The organism is Pseudomonas phoenicis, assembly GCF_047302395.1.
In the GTDB taxonomy this organism is placed as follows: Bacteria; Pseudomonadota; Gammaproteobacteria; order Pseudomonadales; family Pseudomonadaceae; genus Aquipseudomonas.
In genome coordinates, this window is sequence record NZ_CP154852.1 from 3821976 (window position 1) to 3839572 (window position 17597).

The following is a 17597-nucleotide window of genomic DNA, read 5'->3' on the forward strand; positions in this document are numbered from 1 at the left end:
GTCTATCCCAGCCACTGTGCCCTGGCTGATTCACTCGGTGTACGACGGCCCGGTGAGGTCAAAGGCGAGACACGCCTGCATTCGGTTCAGCCGCCCAGTTCGCATGCCTTGATGTGGGCGATGGGACCGAGTACTTCGGCGTTCAGCTCCGCGAGGGCGTGGTCCCTGGCAAAACGTTGCGGCAGGTCGGGGTTGGCCAACGCGCTGCGGCCGAAGGCCAGCAGGTCAGCGCCCTGGGCCAGCACCTGGATCGATCGTTCTGCCGTTCGCAAGGAGCCATTGCCGATAAGCGGCGTATCGGGTGCGAACCGTCGCGCGAGCTGGATCAAGGTTGCCGATCCGCCGGCGAAGGCAGGTTGCCAGGCCTGGTGTTCGGTCACATGGATGTAGTCGACACCCACTTTGGCCAATGCGCCGAAGATGACCTCGGCCGCATGCTCGGCCTCCGGCCATTTGTGCTCGAAATCATTGACCTTGCCCTGGGAGATCCTCACGCCCACCAGCGCACCCGGGCGCACGGCGTCCTTAACGGCGCCAACCACTTCCATGAGCAAGCCGACCCTGCGTTCGATGGCGCCGCCCCAGCGGTCGTCACGCGCATTGGTGTAGTCAGTCAGGAACTGGTCCAGCAAATAGCCGTTGGCGCCGTGGATTTCCACACCATCGAAGCCTGCGACCTCAGTCGCGAGCCGGGCGGCTTGGGCGAAGCCCGCAATCACCTCGGCAAGCTGCGCATCGGTAGCACGATGCGGTAGCGGATAGCGGCCGACGCCTCGGTAGAATGCCATCTGTTCGCCTTTGGGCTGAACCGGTGACGGCGCGATCGTGTGGGCAGCATGGCGGTTGCCTTGTGAAAGCGCGCCGGCGTGCATCAGTTGACCGATCACCCGCGTACCCTCGGTCTGCAAGCGCCGCACCAGAGGACGCCAGGAGAGCGCCTGCGCCTCGTCGCTCATACCGGGCTGAAACCGATAGCCTTGGGCGAACCGCTGGTCGGTATACAGCCCTTCGCTGATCACGAGGCCGAAGCCGCCTGCGGCGAACCGTTCATAGTACTTCCCCATCACCTCGGTGGCGTCGCCACCCTCGCTGGCGCTGACGCGTGTCATCGGCGCTACGACGTAGCGGTTCTTCAAGCTCAACGAGCCGATCTGCATTGGGCTATCGAGCAATCGTGTATCGGTCATGGTATCTCCTCGCGGCGCAAGAGCTGATGAAGTCATGCGGTCTACGTTAGGGGCAGGCAAACGCTTTTGGAATCCAACCACTTCGATAAGCCGTCTTCACCAAAACGGTGCCAATGCAACTTGCCAACGTTCGATAACATGCCAAGGCCCACGCTCATCGTGCTGGTCGATCTTCATGGAAGTTCTCTGAACACCCCCGGCGCTCCCTCGGTCACACGCTCGACGTACCCATGCACACACAGCCATAGAGGGCTCGGACCATGACCACCACGGTAGGCGATTTCCTGATCGAACGGCTCAGCCAATGGGGGGTGACGCGCATCTTCGGTTACCCCGGTGATGGCATCAACGGTGTGTTCGGGGCCATGCGCCGTGCGCCCGGCAAGATCGAATTCATCCAATGCCGCCATGAGGAAATGGCCGCATTCATGGCCAGCGCCCATGCCAAGTTCACTGGCGAACTGGGCGTGTGCATCGCCACCTCCGGCCCCGGTGCCTCGCACTTGCTGACCGGCCTGTACGACGCGCGCATGGACCACATGCCGGTGCTGGCCATCGCCGGCCAGCAGGCGCGCACCGCGTTGGGCGGTCATTACCAGCAAGAGCTCGACCTGCTGTCGATGTTCAAGGATGTTGCCGGTGCGTTCGTCCAGCAGGCGTCCGACGTGTCGCAGGTACGCCATCTGCTCGACCGCGCGGTGCGCATCGCCGTAGGCGAGCGTCGTGTCACGGCGCTGATTCTGCCCAACGACTTGCAGGACCTGCCTTACGAAGAGCCGGCGCGCGTCCATGGCACGGTGCACTCGGGTGTGGGCTACAGCCGGCCCAAGACCGTACCCTACGAGCACGACCTGGAACGCGCTGCGCAAGTGCTCAACGAGGGCAAGAAGGTCGCGATCCTGGTCGGCGCCGGTGCGCTGCAAGCCAGTGAGCAGGTACGTGCCATCGCTGAAAAGCTGGGGGCTGGCGTGGCCAAGGCGCTGCTGGGCAAGGCGGTGCTGCCCGATGACCTGCCGTGGGTCACGGGCAGCATCGGTCTGCTGGGCACCGAACCGAGCTCGCTGCTGATGGAGGAGTGCGACACCTTGCTGATGATCGGCTCGGGCTTCCCTTACGCCGAGTTCCTGCCCAAGGAGGGCCAGGCCCGCGGTGTGCAGATCGACATCAGCCCTGGCATGCTCAGCCTGCGCTACCCGATGGAAGTCAGCCTCACGGGCGATGCCGCCGACACCTTGGCCGCGCTGTTGCCACTGCTCGAACGCAAGACCGACCGCAAATGGCAACAGAAGATCGAGCGCGCCCGTGCCGCCTGGGACAAGAAGCTGGACAAGCGCGCAATGGTCAGCGCCGAGCCGATCAACCCGCAACGTGTGGTGCACGAGCTGTCGTCGCAACTGCCGGACGCGTCGATCATCACCAGCGATTCGGGTTCCTGCGCCAACTGGTTCGCCCGCGACCTGAAGATCCGCGAAGGCATGATGTGTTCGCTGTCGGGCGGCCTGGCCTCGATGGGCGCGGCCGTGCCCTATGCCATCGCTGCCAAGTTCGCCCACCCCGAGCGCCCGGTGATCGCTTTGGTCGGCGACGGCGCGATGCAGATGAACAACCTCGCCGAGTTGATCACCGTGGCCAAGTACTGGCAGCAGTGGGGCAATGGACGGTGGATTTGCGCGGTGTTCAACAACGAGGACCTCAACCAGGTGACCTGGGAGCAGCGGGTCATGGAAGGCGATCCGAAGTTCTCGGCCTCCCAGGACATTCCTGACGTGCCCTACCACCTGTTCGCCATTTCCATTGGCCTCAAAGGCATCTTCGTCGACCGTGAAGAGGACGTCGCCGGTGCCTGGGAGAAAGCCCTGGCCAGCGATGTTCCAGTGCTGATCGAGTTCAAGACCGACCCCAACGTGGCGCCGCTGCCGCCGCACATCAAGCTGGCCCAGGCGAAGAAATTCACCTCGACCTTGCTCAAGGGCGACCCCGACGAGGTGGGCGTCATCAAGCAGACGGCCAAGCAGCTACTGAGCAGTGTGTTGCCAGGCAAGAAAAGTTGACGGGCGGCCTAGGGCCATCTACAGGGCGGCGGCGTCGCCGTGCCAGCTCGGCGGGTCGCCTACAGGTCGGCGTACCCGCCCACGGCCGGATCGCAGCGAACTATCACCATCCAGCGCATGTGATCGTACAACCGCCTGCGCTATCATGACGGCTATTTCTCCCAGGTGATACACAGGGCATGACAGAGCAGCAGGTACAGGCCAGAGCCCGGCGCAAGCCACGCAGTCTGGCCCAGGAACTGGTCACGGTGCTGACCGGGCGCATTCGCAGCGGTCAGCTCAAGCGCGGCGACAAGCTGCCGACCGAATCGCAGATCATGGCCGAAGAAGGTGTCAGCCGTACCGTGGTGCGCGAGGCGATCTCCCGGCTCCAGGCGGCCGGGCAGGTGGAGACGCGCCATGGTATCGGCACCTTTGTGCTGAACGCAGGAACGACGGCGGGTTTTCGCATCGACCCTGCGACCGTGGTGACGTTGCGCGAGGTGTTGGCCGTTCTGGAGTTGCGCATCGCTCTGGAAGTCGAGTCGGCGGGGCTGGCGGCACAGCGCCGCAGCGACGAACAATTGGCTGGCATGCGCGCGGCCCTGGACGAACTGAACGAAGGTGCCGAACATGCCACCGACGCCGTGTCGGCGGACTTCCAATTCCACCTACGCATCGCCCAGGCCAGCGGCAACCACTATTTCGCCGACATCCTCGACCACCTGGGCACCAGCATCATCCCGCGCACACGGGTGAATTCGGCGCGATTGGCACACGATGACCAGGCCCATTACATGAGTCGGCTCAGGCACGAGCATGAGGCGATCTACGAAGCCATCGCCAGGGGCGATGGCGAAGGGGCGAAGATGGCCATGCGCATGCACCTGAGCAATAGCCGCGAGCGCTTGCGCCAAGTGCATGAAGAGGCTGAAGCGCGTAAGGATTGAGTGCGGTCGCGTTTGCAGTGTCGGCAACGCGAAGCCCGGCAAAAGTGTAATACCGATCATTCAAGCTAGTTGGTGTCATCAGGGGTGCTTCGCAGCCCATCGCGGCTGCTCGGGGCGCCGAACCGGCCGCTCCTATAGGATATATGCCTGCTGTTGGGGGCGTTTCAGCAGAATGTGCGTCTGCTGTCGGGATCGCTCCAGTAGAACATGCGTCCTCTGTAGGAGCGGCCGGCCGGCGCTCCGGTTCAGCCGCGATGGGCCGCACAGCGGCCCCAAGTGACAATATCGCGGCTCGACTGACCAGCCTTACCGCAGAGACGGAGCTTTGCTTTTCAGCGCACTCAGATCGCGCCTTCGCTCCACTTGCCGTCCACCAGCCGACGCAGGCCCAAAGGGTTGCTGTCACGCAGCGCCTCCGGCAGCAATGCCTGCGGGTAGTTCTGATAGCACACCGGGCGCAGGAAACGGTCGATGGCCAGCGTGCCGACCGAGGTGCCGCGCACATCCGAGGTGGCCGGGTAAGGGCCGCCGTGGACCATCGCATCGCAGACTTCCACGCCGGTCGGGTAGCCATTGACCAGAATGCGTCCGACCTTCTCCTCCAGCAGCGGCACCAGCCAAGCGAACGCCTCGAAGTCCTCGGGCTCGCCGATCAGCGTCGCGGTGAGTTGGCCGCGCAGGCCCGACAGGGCGTCGCGCAACTGGGCCTGGTCCTGCACCTCGACGGCAACGGTGGTGGGGCCGAACACTTCTTCTTGCAGCAGTGGATCGGCGTCTACCAACAGTTGCGCGTCGGCCTTGAACAGCTGGGCGCGCGCCTGATCGCCTTCCTGGGCCTGACCGGCCAGGTGCTCGATACCGGGGTGGCCATGCAAGTGCTGCAAACCGCTGACGTAGCTGCGCAAACCGCCTGCGTTGAGCAGGGTCTGCCCGGCTTGTTGGTCCAGATGCCCACCAAGCTCGCTGAGCAACTGGCTGTATTGGCTCGACTGCAGGCCGATCAGCAACCCTGGGTTGGTGCAGAACTGACCGGCACCCAGGCAGACGGAACCCGCCAACTCACGGGCGATGGCTTCACCGCGCTTGGCCAGGGCGCCGGGCAGGACGATGACGGGGTTGATGCTCGACATCTCGGCGAACACCGGGATCGGCTGCGGCCGTTCGGCGGCCATGCGGCACAGCGCGTCGCCGCCTTTGAGCGAACCGGTGAAGCCGACGGCCCGGATGGCCGGATGCTTGACCAACGGCTCACCCACGCCCGCACCGTAGACCATGTTGAACACGCCCTGCGGCATGCCGGTACGCTCGGCTGCCCGCTGGATGGCACAGCCGACCATATCCGCCGTCGCCATGTGCCCGCTGTGTGCCTTGAACACCACCGGACAGCCGGCGGCCAAGGCCGCAGCCGTGTCACCGCCGGCGGTGGAGAAGGCCAGTGGGAAGTTGCTGGCACCGAACACGGCCACGGGGCCGACGCCGATGCGCATCTGGCGCAGGTCCACGCGTGGCAGCGGCTGGCGCTCGGGCAAGGCCTGGTCGATGCGCGCACCGAGGAAATCGCCACGGCGCAGCACTTGGGCGAACAGGCGCATCTGGCCACTGGTGCGACCGCGTTCGCCCTGAATGCGCCCAGCCGGCAACGCCGTCTCGCGGCAGACGATGGCGACGAACGCGTCGTCCAATTCGTCCAGCTCGGCAGCGATGGCGTCTAGAAATTCGGCACGCCGCGCAGGTTTAAGGTTGCGGAATTCGACGAACGCAGCGGCTGCCGCTTCAGCAGCCTGGTCGACTTCGCCTTCGGTGGCCTGGGCGAAGCTGTAGGGCAGGGCCTCGCCGGTGGTGGCGTCCAGGCTCTGCAAGCGTTGCTCGCCAGCGGCGCTGCGCTGGCCGGCGATGAAGTTGTGGCCGAGGATCTCTGGCATGTGGGGCTCCTAGGGGTAAGTGGATCAGGTGATCGGTGCCGGATTGAACAGGGTGATGTCGTTGTGCAGGCGATGCTGCTCGGCCCAGGTCTGTTTGCGGCCGCTGGCGACGTCCAGGTAATAGTGGAACAGCTCCCAGCCCAGCGCCTCGATGGTCGAGCGGCCGCTGGCGATGCGCCCGGCATCGATGTCGATCAGGTCCGGCCAGCGCTGCGCCAGTTCGGTACGCGTGCAGACCTTGACCACGGGCGCCATGGCCAAGCCGTAAGGGGTGCCGCGACCGGTGGTGAACACATGCAGGTTCATGCCGGCGGCCAGTTGCAGCGTGCCGCAGACGAAGTCGCTGGCGGGCGTCGCGCAGAAGATCAGGCCTTTGCGCGTGACCCGCTCGCCTGGGCCCAGCACGCCCTGGATGGCGCCGCTGCCGGATTTGACGATCGAACCGAGAGACTTCTCCACGATGTTCGACAGGCCGCCTTTCTTGTTACCCGGGGTGGTATTGGCGCTGCGGTCGGCGGCGCCTTGTTGCAGGTAACGGTCGTACCAGTCCATCTCGCGCACCAGTGCGTCGGCGACCTCCTGGTTCTCGGCGCGCGAGGTGAGCATGTAGATGGCGTCGCGCACTTCGGTCACTTCTGAGAACAGCACGGTGGCGCCGGCACGAACCAGGAGGTCGGCGGCATAACCCAGCGCCGGATTGGCGGTGATGCCTGAGAAGGCATCGCTGCCGCCGCATTGCATGCCGAGGATCAGCTCGCTGGCCGGCACGCTTTCGCGGCGGCGCTGATCGAGCTTTTTCAGGCGGGTTTCAGCCAGCGCCATGATCTGCTCGATCATTTCTCCGAAGCCCAGGCTGGCGTCCTGCAAGCGATACAGCCACGGCTCGCTGAGGTCCACGGACGGATCGTTGTCGTGCATGACCTGGCCAGCCTGGAGTTTTTCGCAGCCCAGACTGATGACCAGCGCTTCGCCGCCCAGGTTGGGGTTGCGCGCCAGGTTGCGCACGGTGCGGATCGGGATGTAGGCGTCGCGCGCATTGATCGCCACGCCGCAGCCGTAGCTGTGGGTGAGCGCGACCACATCGTCGACGTGCGGGTATTTGGGCAGTAGTTCGCTGCGGATGCGCTTGACCGCATGCTCCAGCACACCGGTCACGCATTGCACCGTGGTGGTGATGCCGAGGATGTTGCGCGTACCGACAGTGCCGTCGGCGTTGCGATAGCCTTCGAACGTGTAGCCCTCCAGCGGCGGCAGTGCTTGCGGCACGGCATCGCAGCGCGGCAGGCTGTCCAGTTCGGGGGCGGCCGGCATGGCGAGCTGGCTTTCCTGTACCCAACTGCCCTGGCGCAGGTCTTCCAGGGCATGCCCGATGATTTGCCCGTAACGGCGTACCGGTTCACCCTTGGCGATGGCGACGGTGGCGACCTTGTGGCTCTGTGGCACGCTTTCGACCAGGGTCAGGCCGTCGGCGAAACGGGCACCTTCGCCCAAGCCACCATCGTTGACCACGACCACGACATTGTCGTCGTCGTGCAGGCGGACGTAGTGGGGCGAGTCGGAATGTTCGATCAGCTGCATATCGGGCCTATTTGTCAGGTTCTCAGGCTTTTTTTATCCATTCGCCCGCAGCGGGTCGACCGCTGCGGGCGTGTTCGCTCAGGGACGCGAGCTGGCCAGTTCGCCGTTTGCGTCACGCTCGGGCGAAGGCTTGGGCGCATCGTCACGCAGCTCGATACGCTTGATCGGGCCGACGATCACCAGATAGCTGAAGACCGCCACCAGGGCGTTGGCTCCCACATACACCAGCGCCCACTTGAACGAGCCGGTGGCGCTGATGATGTAACCGATGACGATCGGCGTGGTGATCGAGGCGATGTTACCGAAGGTATTGAACAGCCCGCCCGACAGCCCGGCGATCTGTTTCGGCGAGGTGTCCGCCACCACCGCCCAGCCCAGCGCGCCGATGCCTTTGCCGAAGAAGGCCAGGGTCATGAAGCCGACCACCATCCATTCGGCGTCGACATAGTTGCAGAACACCATGGTGGTCGACAGCAACAGGCCGCAGACGATCGGCAGTTTGCGCGAGAAGGTCAGTGAGTTGCCTCGACGCAGCAGCCAGTCCGAGATCACCCCGCCGAGCACACCACCGATGAAGCCGCAGATCGCCGGCAAGGAGGCGATGAAGCCGGCCTTGAGGATGGTCATGCCACGTTCCTGCACCAGGTACACCGGGAACCAGGTCAGGAAGAAGTAGGTGATGGCGTTGATGCAGTACTGGCCCAGGTACACCCCCAGGAGCATACGGCTCGTCAGCAGTTGCTTGATGTAGCCCCATTTCGGACCGTCGTTGCCACGTTTTTGGTCCATGTCCACCAGCCCGCCGTTCTGCTCGATGTGTTCGAGCTCGGCTTGGCTGATACGGGGGTGCTGCTTGGGGTTGTAGATGGTTTTCAGCCACACCAGCGAGAACACGATGCCCAGCGCGCCCATGACCACGAACACGTGCTCCCAGCCGAAGCTGAACACGATCCAGCCCATGATCGGTGCGAACAGCGCAGTGGCGAAGTATTGCGCGGAGTTGAAGATGGCCGAGGCGGTGCCACGCTCCTGGGTCGGGAACCAGGCTGCGACGATGCGTGCATTACCGGGGAACGAGGGCGCTTCGGCGAAGCCCACCAGAAAGCGCAGGGTGAACAAGGTCACCACTGCCCAGGCCACCGGCATGCCGCCGACGAAACCCTGCAACAGGGTGAACAGCGACCAGGTGAAGATGCTGACGGCGTAGACGTTCTTGGAGCCGAAACGGTCGAGCAACCAGCCACCGGGGATTTGCCCGGCGACATAGGCCCAGCCGAACGCCGAGAAGATGTAGCCGAGGGTCACGGCGTCGATGCCGAGGTCTTTTTGCAGGCTCGAGCCTGCGATGGCGATGGTGGCGCGGTCGGCATAGTTGATCGTCGTCACCAGGAACAGCATGAACAGGATCAGGTAGCGCACATGCGTCTTTTTGCTCGCTTGCATGCTGGTCGTACTCCCACTAGTTATTTTTGTGCGGGCTTATGAGTTGTGGCCGAAGTGGGATGAGCCCACTCCGGCGTGCGGCTTCTGGCAGGCCGCGGACTGTGCTTACTGCGGACCCATCTTGTCCATCAGTGCGGCGAGCATTTCGTATTCGTCGGCAGTGAGGTCGGTGAGTGGGGTTCGCACAGGGCCGGCGTCGTAACCGGCGATCTTCGCGCCGGCCTTGACGATGCTCACGGCGTAGCCGGCCTTGCGATTGCGGATGTCCAGGTACGGCAGGAAGAAGTCGTCGATCAGCTTGCCGACCGTGGCGTGGTCGTCACGGGCGATGGCGTTGTAGAAATCCATGGCCGTTTTCGGCACGAAGTTGAAAACCGCCGAGGAGTACACCGGTACACCCAGGGCTTTGTAGGCAGCGGCGTAGACTTCGGCGGTCGGCAGGCCGCCCAGGTAGCTGAAACGGTCGCCCAGACGGCGACGAATCGACACCATCAGCTCGATGTCGCCCAAGCCATCCTTGTAGCCGATCAGATTGGGGCAGCGCTCGGCCAGGCGCTCCAGCAGGTCGGCATTGAGGCGGCAGACGTTGCGGTTGTAGACCACCACGCCGATGTTTACCGACTTGCACACGGCTTCGACATGGGCAGCCACCCCGTCCTGGCTGGCTTCGGTCAGGTAGTGCGGCAACAGCAGCAGGCCTTTGGCGCCCAGACGCTCGGCTTCCTGCGCGTACTCGATGGCCTGGCGGGTGGCACCGCCGACCCCGGCGAGAATCGGCACCGAGGTGGCGCAGGTATCCACTGCGGTCTTGATCACCTGGCTGTATTCGCTGGCAGCCAGGGAAAAGAATTCGCCGGTGCCGCCTGCGGCGAACAACGCGCTGGCGCCGTAGGGGGCCAGCCACTCCAGGCGTTTGATGTAACCCGCCTGGTGGAAGTCGCCTTGAGCGTCGAAGTCGGTGACCGGGAAAGACAGCAGGCCGTGAGAGAGGATGGATTTCAGTTCTTGTGGATTCATTGTTGTGAGCATCCTGTGGCGCTTGGGGTGAAGGTTGTTGCTGCGATCTAAAGATAAGTTATCGTACAACCTAGTAGATGGCTAGAGGTGCTGCACGGATTTTTTGTGTCGTATCGATCACTGAACGTACTGATCCGGCTGGAGCTCGCATTCTTGCCCAGGCTTGGGGTCAGCCATAGTGCTACATAGATTGGGCATTATCCTGCCGCTGCACTCTCCAGAAACCCTATGAAGAGGCAGGGGAAGCCTAGGCACGCTCTGGCTTGGAAGAGCGACGACTGCCACCGATTGCGGCATTCCCGAATCCCGACAACAAAACACGATCAGCGGGTATGCATGCCTAGTCGTACGATGACATTGGTTTTCCATGTTGTTCTGTCTCACACCCACGCGCACACCACGACCCCGTGCCGAGCCTGTGGGCGAGTGCCGGGTCGCAAGCCCTGCCTGTGCCCAGATGATCGATTGCCTGGCGCAGGCTAGACACGTTCCGTAAGCTAGCCGGCCACTTTTTCCATCTGTTTTGTTGCAGATACACCATTATCGAGAGTCGAGCATGTTGATTACCGCAAGGAGCCTGATGGCACTGGCCACTGTGACCGCCGCGCCATGGGCAATGGCCCAGGACTCGCAGGAGCAGGGTTTCATCGAAGACAGCCACCTGAAAGTGTTGGCCCGCAACCTGTACTGGGATCACGACACCAAAGGCAAGGATGGCGATCAACGTGAATGGGGGCAGGGCTTGCGCTTGGACTACACCTCCGGGTTTACCCCAGGAACCGTGGGGCTGGGGGTGGACGTCAGTGGCTACTCGGCGTTCAAGCTCGATGGCGGTCGCGGGCGTGCCGGGGCGGGGGTGTTGGTACCGGACGGCGATGGCGCCAAAGACGCTGCCGGCTCGGGCGGCGCAGCCGTCAAGCTGCGGCTGTCCGCCACCGAGCTGCGTTATGGCAACAACCTGCGTCCGTACAACCCGGTGTTCGCCCCGGCCGACACCCGTCTGCTGCCCGCGACCGCCACAGGTTTCTGGCTGACCAGCGCGGAACTTGAAGGTCTGAATCTGGAAGCGGCGCACCTGACCGCCGCCAAGGACTTCAACAGCACCAACAGCGACGACGATTTCTACGCCGCCTACGCAGGCGTGGGCACCAACACCGTCGACTTCCTGGGCGGCACCTATGCGGTCAACGATCGCCTCAGCCTGAGCCTGTACACCTCGCGTTACGAAGACATCTGGCGGCAGACCTACGTGAATTCGCTGTACGCGCTGCCGCTGAGCGATACCCAGAGCCTGAGCTTCGATTTCAACCTGTACCGCACCGATGACGAAGGGCGCCAACTGGCAGGCAAGATCGACGTCACCGCCTGGTCGATGGCCGTGGCCTACACCCAAGGCGCGCATACCTTCAAGCTGACCCACCAGCGCATCGACGGCGACCAACCGTTCGACTATCTGGGTATGGGGCCGGGTACGTTCCACGACTCGATCTTCCTGGCCAACTCCTCGCAGCTGGTCGACTTCAACGGCCCCAACGAGCGCTCCTGGGGCGCGTTCTACGACCTCGACATGTCGTTGTATGGCGTACCGGGGTTGACCTTCCAGGCCCGCTACATCCGTGGCACCGGCGTCGACGGCAGCAAGGTCGCGGCGGGCAGCGTCTATGACTATTACGCCGACAGCGAGGACCACTGGGAGCGCGACCTGACGGTGCGTTACGTGGTGCAGAGCGGGCCGGCCAAGGATCTGTCGCTCAAGGTGCGTCAGGCCACCCATCGCATCGGCAATGGCAAATCCAGTGGCTCGGCGGATCAGGTTCGGGTGATCGTCGAATACCCCATCGATGTGTTCTGAAACCAGATGGGTGTCGGACCCTCATGCAGCCGGCCCGCACGGCGACTGAGGCGCAAGTTCGGATGCGGTCGGTAACTAACTGCCGCCCCGCATTCGGGCGTACTTCCTAAATTGGTCACCGGTCATTTCGACCGCCCATCAGGACGAACGCCATGAGCACTCTTTACAGCTTCACCGAAGCCGATCTGCAGCACGCTTTCGAGACCCTCAGCGAAACCCTGTTCGACAAGACCCGCAATGCGCAGTGCGAAACCTGTCCGCCCAGCCCCACCATGTTGATCGTGGCCGGGGCCCAAGGCTCGGGTAAGACCTACTTGTTGGAAAATACGCTGTTGCCGAGCAATCGCTACGCCAGTTTCGTGCGGTTGTATCTGCCGGCCTACCGCGAACTGCATCCTCAATACGCCCAGATGCAAGCGCATGGCACCCTGCACGTCTATGAGCATACCGAGGTATTCGTCTGGGCTTTGGGCGAGCGAATCTTCACCCACGCCTTCGAACAGCGTTTCGACATCATCATGGAAACCGCACTGGACAGCCCGAAGTTCGCGGAATTTCCGCCCGTTGCAGTGGAGCAGGGCTACCGTTTCGAAGTGCACATGATCGCCTGTCAAAAAGAGTTCAGCCATTGGGCGAGCCTGGACCGCGGCATCAAAAGCCTGGGCAAGGGTGAACTGGAGCGCTTCCTCAGCCTGTCGACCATCGAGCGATCGCAGCTCAACGCACGCAGCATCCTCGATGCGTTCGAGAATGCCTGCGCCCAGGCACCTGGCTCGCAGATCACGCTCTACCACCGCGGGTTCGAGACACAGTTGGAGAGCCGGCCGCTGTGCCATAGCGAGTGTCTCGTGGCTTCCGAGTTGCAACCGCGACTCGATTACCGGGGCCAGGCATTCCTGCAGCTGCCCGCGCTGAATCCGTCGTTCGAGATACGCCGCAACGCCGAGGCCGACGCGCCGTGTTCGTATGGACAGTATGCGCAGGTGGTGCACGCCGGATTGATCGAGCCGGACATTCGTGCCGCCATGGTGCGGGCCTGTTGCGCAAGCCTGGACCGAGCGGCGGCATTGGCTGAGGTGATGCCGCAGACGACGTTCGACGCTTTGTGCCTATATGTCCTGAAATACGTGAAACCCTGAACGCGAAGGGGGTGGCGCCATTGACGCTCGATCGCGATAGATACGTGAAGCCTTAGACATAGCTACCGCGTGAGCGAAAACGGGGCATGCAGACTTGGCCTTTTCCGTACTCGAGAGGCTCTGCCATGTCCGACCATCTTGCCCCGGCCACCAGTGTCGACACGCTGATTGCGCATCGATTGCCTACTTGGTTCCGAGCGGCCCTGCCTGAGCAGCGCGCGGCCCTGCGCAGGCATTTGCTTGCGCAGCAGCGTGCTCATGTCCAGGCCCAGCGCTTGCTCGATGCCATCCCCGCCTTGCCGGCATTCGGCGACGCCTTGCTGTCCCCCGTACTGGAACATGAGCTCGGGCGTCGACTGGATGTACGCACCGCTCAGCTGGACTTGGTGGCGCTCCTGCCACAAGCCAGTGCCAGCCTCGGTATAGCGCAGACCTACAGGCGCCACACCAGTCGTCAGAGCCTGTTGGCGGCAGCCCTGCACAACTTCGATCCCAGCGAGACCCAGGCGGCCGCCTTCTCGTCGGGGACCTGCATCGTCGATGCCGCCCATAGGCCCATCGCATTGGCACCCGAGCGTTTCGCGCAGCTATGTCGGACACTGGACATCGGTGGGCAGTACCAGCGTCGGATCAAGACGGTGCTGACACCCGAAGACGGCACACGCGGCGCAGTCGAGCATACGCTGCAGGAAGCCTTTCGCACGGCGTTCGTGGCTGACGCCTGCCTGGCACTGGTACGCGGCGGTCTGGACCAGGACAACTACCGCCGTCTGTCGGCGTTGGCTGCACCCACGCCGGTGGTACCGCCGGACGCGCACGTGTGGAAGGCCCACGAGATACGCGTGCTGGGCAAGCAGGTCAACGGTGTGCTGGCCATCGAAGTGCGAGCCGATGATTCGCCGGATGCCAACCTCGAAGCCATCGTCGCCTGGATACCCGGCGATCCGATCGCCAGCGTGTCAATGCACGCCTCGTGGCGCGCGCTGTCCATCGCCCTCGCCGGACGCTTCGCGGTACCCGGCTATGCGGCGTTCTTCGTGCGATTGCTGGCCAGGGCCGATCAGCAGGCGTTCAGCCACACACTGGCCCGTAAGCTGAGCGAGGCCAATGTCGGTGCGCCCATCGAGATCGATTGTCGGCACGCGCCCATCGATGGCGACGTGTTCGCTCACTTGCGCCTGCGCCAGGTCGAGAGCCTCCTGGCCGACGCCAAGCTACTGGCCGTTCCGACGGACCAGGAAAACCGCAAGGCACGGGCCGCTCGGCTGGAAGGCTATGTCGATGCCGGCTTCGATCTGCTTGGGCTTGCCAGCCTGTTCGTGCCTGGGCTGGGTGTGGCGATGCTCGGCATCGCCGCCCTGCAGTTGGCCCGAGAAGTGTACGAGGGGTACGAGGATTGGCAGTTGGGAGATCGTGAAGCGGCCATCACGCACCTGTTCAACGTGGCCGAAGGTCTTGTGGGCAATGCCCTGGTGGCAGGCGCGCCGGTCGCTGTATTGCGCCTGGCCCAGCGGACGCTGTTCGTGGACGGTCTGGCACCGGTCGTGGCCGCGCCCGGCACTCTGCGCTTGATCGACCCGGCGCTGCCGGGCTATGCCAACCGAGTGGGTGAAGAGGTGGCGGCATCGCCCACCGTGCGTCATGTCGCCACTCAGGCGGGCAGGTTGCGTCTGGAACGCGCGCATGAGCACGCTCACTGGCGGGTCGTGCATCCAGGGCGTGAAGGTGCCTATTCGCCTGTTGTGGAGAGCAACCGAGCGGGAGGGTGGCGGCACGCGCTGGAGCAGCCCCAGCACTGGAACGATGTCGGGGAACTGGTGCGCCGCCTCGACAGCGAGGCTGCCCAGGCCAGCGACGACGCAATACGCTTTGCGTTGCGTGCCACTGGCATGACCCAGGATCAATTGCGCGGTCTGCACGTGGAAGGCTCGCCTGCTCCCGCGCGGCTGCGCGATGCCCTGCAACGGTACGACGTCCATCTGCAATTTCCCGACCTTCGAGGCGAGGCCTTCGAAGCGCAGGTCGCTGCCACTCAGCCTGACCTACAGCCTGCTGCGCAGGTGCTCAAGCGCGACTTCCCAGGCCTGACCCCTCGGTGTGCCAACGAACTGGTCGAACACGCCACTCAGGCCCAGGTACAGCGCCTGATCGACGAGCAGCGTGTGCCCTTGGCGCTGGCCCAGCAGGCACGCTGGGCGTTGCATGATGCGCGCCTGGACCGTGCCTGCGCAGGACTGGTGCGCGTCCAATTGGCTGGACGCGATACGGAAAAGCTGGCACTGGGCCTGGTCGAAGCGGTGGCGCCTTGGCCGGATAACGTGCGCATGGAAATTCGTCAGGACACCCCGCAGGGCCCTCTGCTCGCCCACTCGACCGCAGCGGTCGGCGCCGAGGTACGCGTGATCGTCAACCAGCAGGGCCGGTATCGATGCATGGACGCTTCAGGTGCTCTTGTGCCAGGCAGCAGTCTGGAGGACACGCTGACCGAAGCGCTGTCCTTGAGATTGGATGATGTGCAAAAAATCTTGCTCGGTCAGGCGGACTTGAGCGCTCCGGCGCTCGGCGAGCGTCTTGCCGAGCTGGCGAATCGAGCGCGTGGCGACGCGGCGCGTATCCTGGGCATGACGACCGAGCGGCAAGGGTTCAAGCCGCCGTCGCGACTCGGCGATGGACGCGTGGGGTATCCATTGAGCGGGCGGGGGGAGAGCAGCCAGCAGGCGTTCAGCCGTGGCTTGCGTCAGCTCTATCCGACGTTCTCCGCCTCCGACACCGAAGCTTTTCTGCGCGACCTGCGCGCGCGGGGCATTGATCCTTGGAACCACCTGCACGATCTGCACCTGCAACTGGCAACCTTACGTTCCGTGCTCGAAACCTGGCAGGCCGAGCCAAGCACGTTGCTGCAAGCTGTTCGAAGGCGTGAGGTGGCCTCACGCCTTCGACGCTGTTGGCGCCGCAAGCGCGGAGGTCCAGACGGTTCGAGGCTGATCATCGAAGGCGAACGTGTCGGCCTACTGCCTTCGCTGCCAGAAAGTATCGACTTCGGCCACGTGCAGGAGATGGTGCTTCGCGATATGGCGTTGACCCAAATGCCTGCTTCGTTCCTAAGCCGTTTCCCGAACCTGCGCCTGCTCGACATGCGCCATAACCAGTTGCCCCGCCTGCCCGAAGGCCTCGAAACCCTGGTAAACCTCAGAGAGCTACGGCTGGGACATAATCGAATCGTCTGGGATGCCCAAAGCGATCAGCAGATTGCGGCCCTGACCCATCTTCAGCGGCTCGAGTTGGACGGCAATCCGCTTCAGGCCATGCCCGACCTCGCTGTGCTGCGCCACCTGCGCGACGTCTCGTTGCGCAATACCCTGACCGCAGATGTGCCGGACTGGACGCGGCAACAGCCTTTCGTCGAGCAGGTGGATCTACGAGACAACGCTATCGGACGCCTGCGATCTTCGTGGTCAGAGTTTTCCCTGCGGCGTCTGTTCGTGCACGACAATCCACTCGAAAGCGTCAGCACGGACCAGATCAACCAGGCGGCGCAAGCAGGGCAGGCCGAAGCTCAGGCTCGAGACATCACTTACGCCCATGTCCCGGTCGACACCGTGGCGCGCGATCATTGGCTGGGCGATCAAAGCGACGTTGAGCGTGCCAGGCACCAGGCTGTATGGGATGGGCTGGAGGCTGAGCCGGGGAGCGGCGACTTACTGCGTTTCTTAGCAGACCTCGCCCACTCCAACGAGTACCTGCGGCGCCCCAAACGGCTCCGCGCACGGGTATGGCGGATTCTGAACGCCTGCGAGCGCGACAGTCAGGTTAGAGAAGCCTTGTTTCAACAAGCCGCCGGCCCACGTACCTGTGCCGACCGCGAGCTGCTCGTGCTCAGCCAGCTCGAAGTGGGCGTGCTCGTGGCCGAGCGCACGCAAGGTCATGTTGGCGCCATGGCCACACGGGCGTTGCTCAAGCTGGGGCGCTCATTGTATCGACTCGACGAAGTGGATCGCCTGGCAGCGATTCATATCGCAAGGCTGCGAGCCGTACCCTCGGCCCGTCCAGTGGATGACATCGAAGTCATCATGTCGTATCGAGTCTACCTGTCCGGATCGCTCGAATTGCCCGAGCAACCGGATTACATGTATTTCGGTTCGTACAGCCCGGTCACTGCAGCTGACATCAATCTTGCACGTACGACCATTCTGGCTGGCGAAACCCATCAAGCGATTGCGATATCGCTGGCGCAGCGTGATTTCTGGATAGACCATCTGCGTCAGCGCTTCGGGCATCTGGTCGAAGAGATGAACGCGCCTTTTCACGCGCGGCTTGAAGGTCTTGAGGGCTGGAGCACGCTCTTCGGCGAGCAGGCTTACCTGGACAAGGTCGAAGAGCTGGCGGCCGAGCGCCAGCGCGCAGAGCGTAAGCTGCTGCTGGCGCTGACGCTGGAAGAGTTGGTGATGGCATCAGGTTGATGCCAGGCATGTCCACCTT

The 17597-nt window shown here is 63.6% G+C and carries 10 protein-coding genes; 5 read left to right on the top strand and 5 right to left on the bottom strand.

Annotation, left to right across the window (positions count from 1 at the left end):
• Positions 1 to 86: 86 nt before the first annotated feature.
• Positions 87 to 1187, bottom strand: a complete 1101-nt coding sequence (locus AA0Z93_RS17405; protein WP_413047709.1) for an NADH:flavin oxidoreductase — start codon at positions 1185 to 1187, stop codon at positions 87 to 89.
• A 260-nt stretch (positions 1188 to 1447) separates the two neighbouring features.
• On the opposite strand from AA0Z93_RS17405, the gene AA0Z93_RS17410 reads away from it, so the two are divergent.
• Together AA0Z93_RS17410 and AA0Z93_RS17415 are read left to right on the top strand one after the other, a co-directional pair.
• Positions 1448 to 3238, top strand: coding sequence for a thiamine pyrophosphate-requiring protein (locus AA0Z93_RS17410; protein ID WP_413047708.1), 1791 nt, complete (start codon positions 1448 to 1450; stop codon positions 3236 to 3238).
• A gap of 179 nt (positions 3239 to 3417) precedes the next feature.
• Positions 3418 to 4167 (top strand): FadR/GntR family transcriptional regulator, encoded by a 750-nt coding sequence (locus AA0Z93_RS17415; protein WP_413047707.1) that lies wholly within the window; start codon positions 3418 to 3420, stop codon positions 4165 to 4167.
• 341 nt (positions 4168 to 4508) lie between these two features.
• On the opposite strand, the gene AA0Z93_RS17420 is transcribed toward AA0Z93_RS17415, so the two are convergent.
• The 4 genes from AA0Z93_RS17420 to kdgD form a co-directional block, all read right to left on the bottom strand.
• Positions 4509 to 6089, bottom strand: coding sequence for an aldehyde dehydrogenase (NADP(+)) (locus tag AA0Z93_RS17420; RefSeq protein WP_413047706.1), 1581 nt, complete (start codon positions 6087 to 6089; stop codon positions 4509 to 4511).
• Between the two features lie 24 nt (positions 6090 to 6113).
• Positions 6114 to 7667 carry a galactarate dehydratase gene (gene garD / locus AA0Z93_RS17425; RefSeq protein WP_413047705.1) on the bottom strand — a complete coding sequence of 518 codons (1554 nt, stop codon included), beginning with the start codon at positions 7665 to 7667 and terminating at the stop codon, positions 6114 to 6116.
• A 78-nt stretch (positions 7668 to 7745) separates the two neighbouring features.
• Positions 7746 to 9110, bottom strand: a complete 1365-nt coding sequence (locus AA0Z93_RS17430) for an MFS transporter (protein WP_413047704.1) — start codon at positions 9108 to 9110, stop codon at positions 7746 to 7748.
• A 105-nt stretch (positions 9111 to 9215) separates the two neighbouring features.
• A complete protein-coding gene (gene kdgD, locus AA0Z93_RS17435; protein ID WP_413047703.1) occupies positions 9216 to 10127 on the bottom strand; it encodes a 5-dehydro-4-deoxyglucarate dehydratase in 912 nt (303 codons plus the stop codon).
• Between the two features lie 580 nt (positions 10128 to 10707).
• Between kdgD and AA0Z93_RS17440 the strand changes: the two genes are divergently transcribed.
• The 3 genes from AA0Z93_RS17440 to AA0Z93_RS17450 all read left to right on the top strand — a co-directional run bounded on the left by AA0Z93_RS17440 (position 10708) and on the right by AA0Z93_RS17450 (position 17578).
• Positions 10708 to 11979: an OprD family porin gene (locus tag AA0Z93_RS17440; RefSeq protein WP_413047702.1), complete on the top strand. Its 1272-nt coding sequence runs from the start codon at positions 10708 to 10710 to the stop codon at positions 11977 to 11979.
• A 152-nt stretch (positions 11980 to 12131) separates the two neighbouring features.
• Positions 12132 to 13118: a zeta toxin family protein gene (locus tag AA0Z93_RS17445; RefSeq protein WP_413047701.1), complete on the top strand. Its 987-nt coding sequence runs from the start codon at positions 12132 to 12134 to the stop codon at positions 13116 to 13118.
• Positions 13119 to 13243: 125 nt separating this feature from the next.
• The gene (locus AA0Z93_RS17450) at positions 13244 to 17578 is read left to right on the top strand and encodes an NEL-type E3 ubiquitin ligase domain-containing protein (protein ID WP_413398540.1); all 4335 of its coding nucleotides are present in this window, start codon (positions 13244 to 13246) and stop codon (positions 17576 to 17578) included.
• The last annotated feature ends 19 nt before the right edge of the window (positions 17579 to 17597 follow it).

Bases quoted from the DNA above. Each gene is read 5' to 3' on its own strand.
- AA0Z93_RS17420 (WP_413047706.1), bottom strand. From the start codon at position 6,089: ATGCCAGAGATCCTCGGCCACAACTTCATCGCCGGCCAGCGCAGCGCC.
- AA0Z93_RS17415 (WP_413047707.1), top strand. From the start codon at position 3,418: ATGACAGAGCAGCAGGTACAGGCCAGAGCCCGGCGCAAGCCACGCAGT.
- AA0Z93_RS17405 (WP_413047709.1), bottom strand. From the start codon at position 1,187: ATGACCGATACACGATTGCTCGATAGCCCAATGCAGATCGGCTCGTTG.
- AA0Z93_RS17410 (WP_413047708.1), top strand. From the start codon at position 1,448: ATGACCACCACGGTAGGCGATTTCCTGATCGAACGGCTCAGCCAATGG.
- garD (WP_413047705.1), bottom strand. From the start codon at position 7,667: ATGCAGCTGATCGAACATTCCGACTCGCCCCACTACGTCCGCCTGCAC.
- AA0Z93_RS17430 (WP_413047704.1), bottom strand. From the start codon at position 9,110: ATGCAAGCGAGCAAAAAGACGCATGTGCGCTACCTGATCCTGTTCATG.
- AA0Z93_RS17440 (WP_413047702.1), top strand. From the start codon at position 10,708: ATGGCACTGGCCACTGTGACCGCCGCGCCATGGGCAATGGCCCAGGAC.
- AA0Z93_RS17450 (WP_413398540.1), top strand. From the start codon at position 13,244: ATGTCCGACCATCTTGCCCCGGCCACCAGTGTCGACACGCTGATTGCG.
- kdgD (WP_413047703.1), bottom strand. From the start codon at position 10,127: ATGAATCCACAAGAACTGAAATCCATCCTCTCTCACGGCCTGCTGTCT.
- AA0Z93_RS17445 (WP_413047701.1), top strand. From the start codon at position 12,132: ATGAGCACTCTTTACAGCTTCACCGAAGCCGATCTGCAGCACGCTTTC.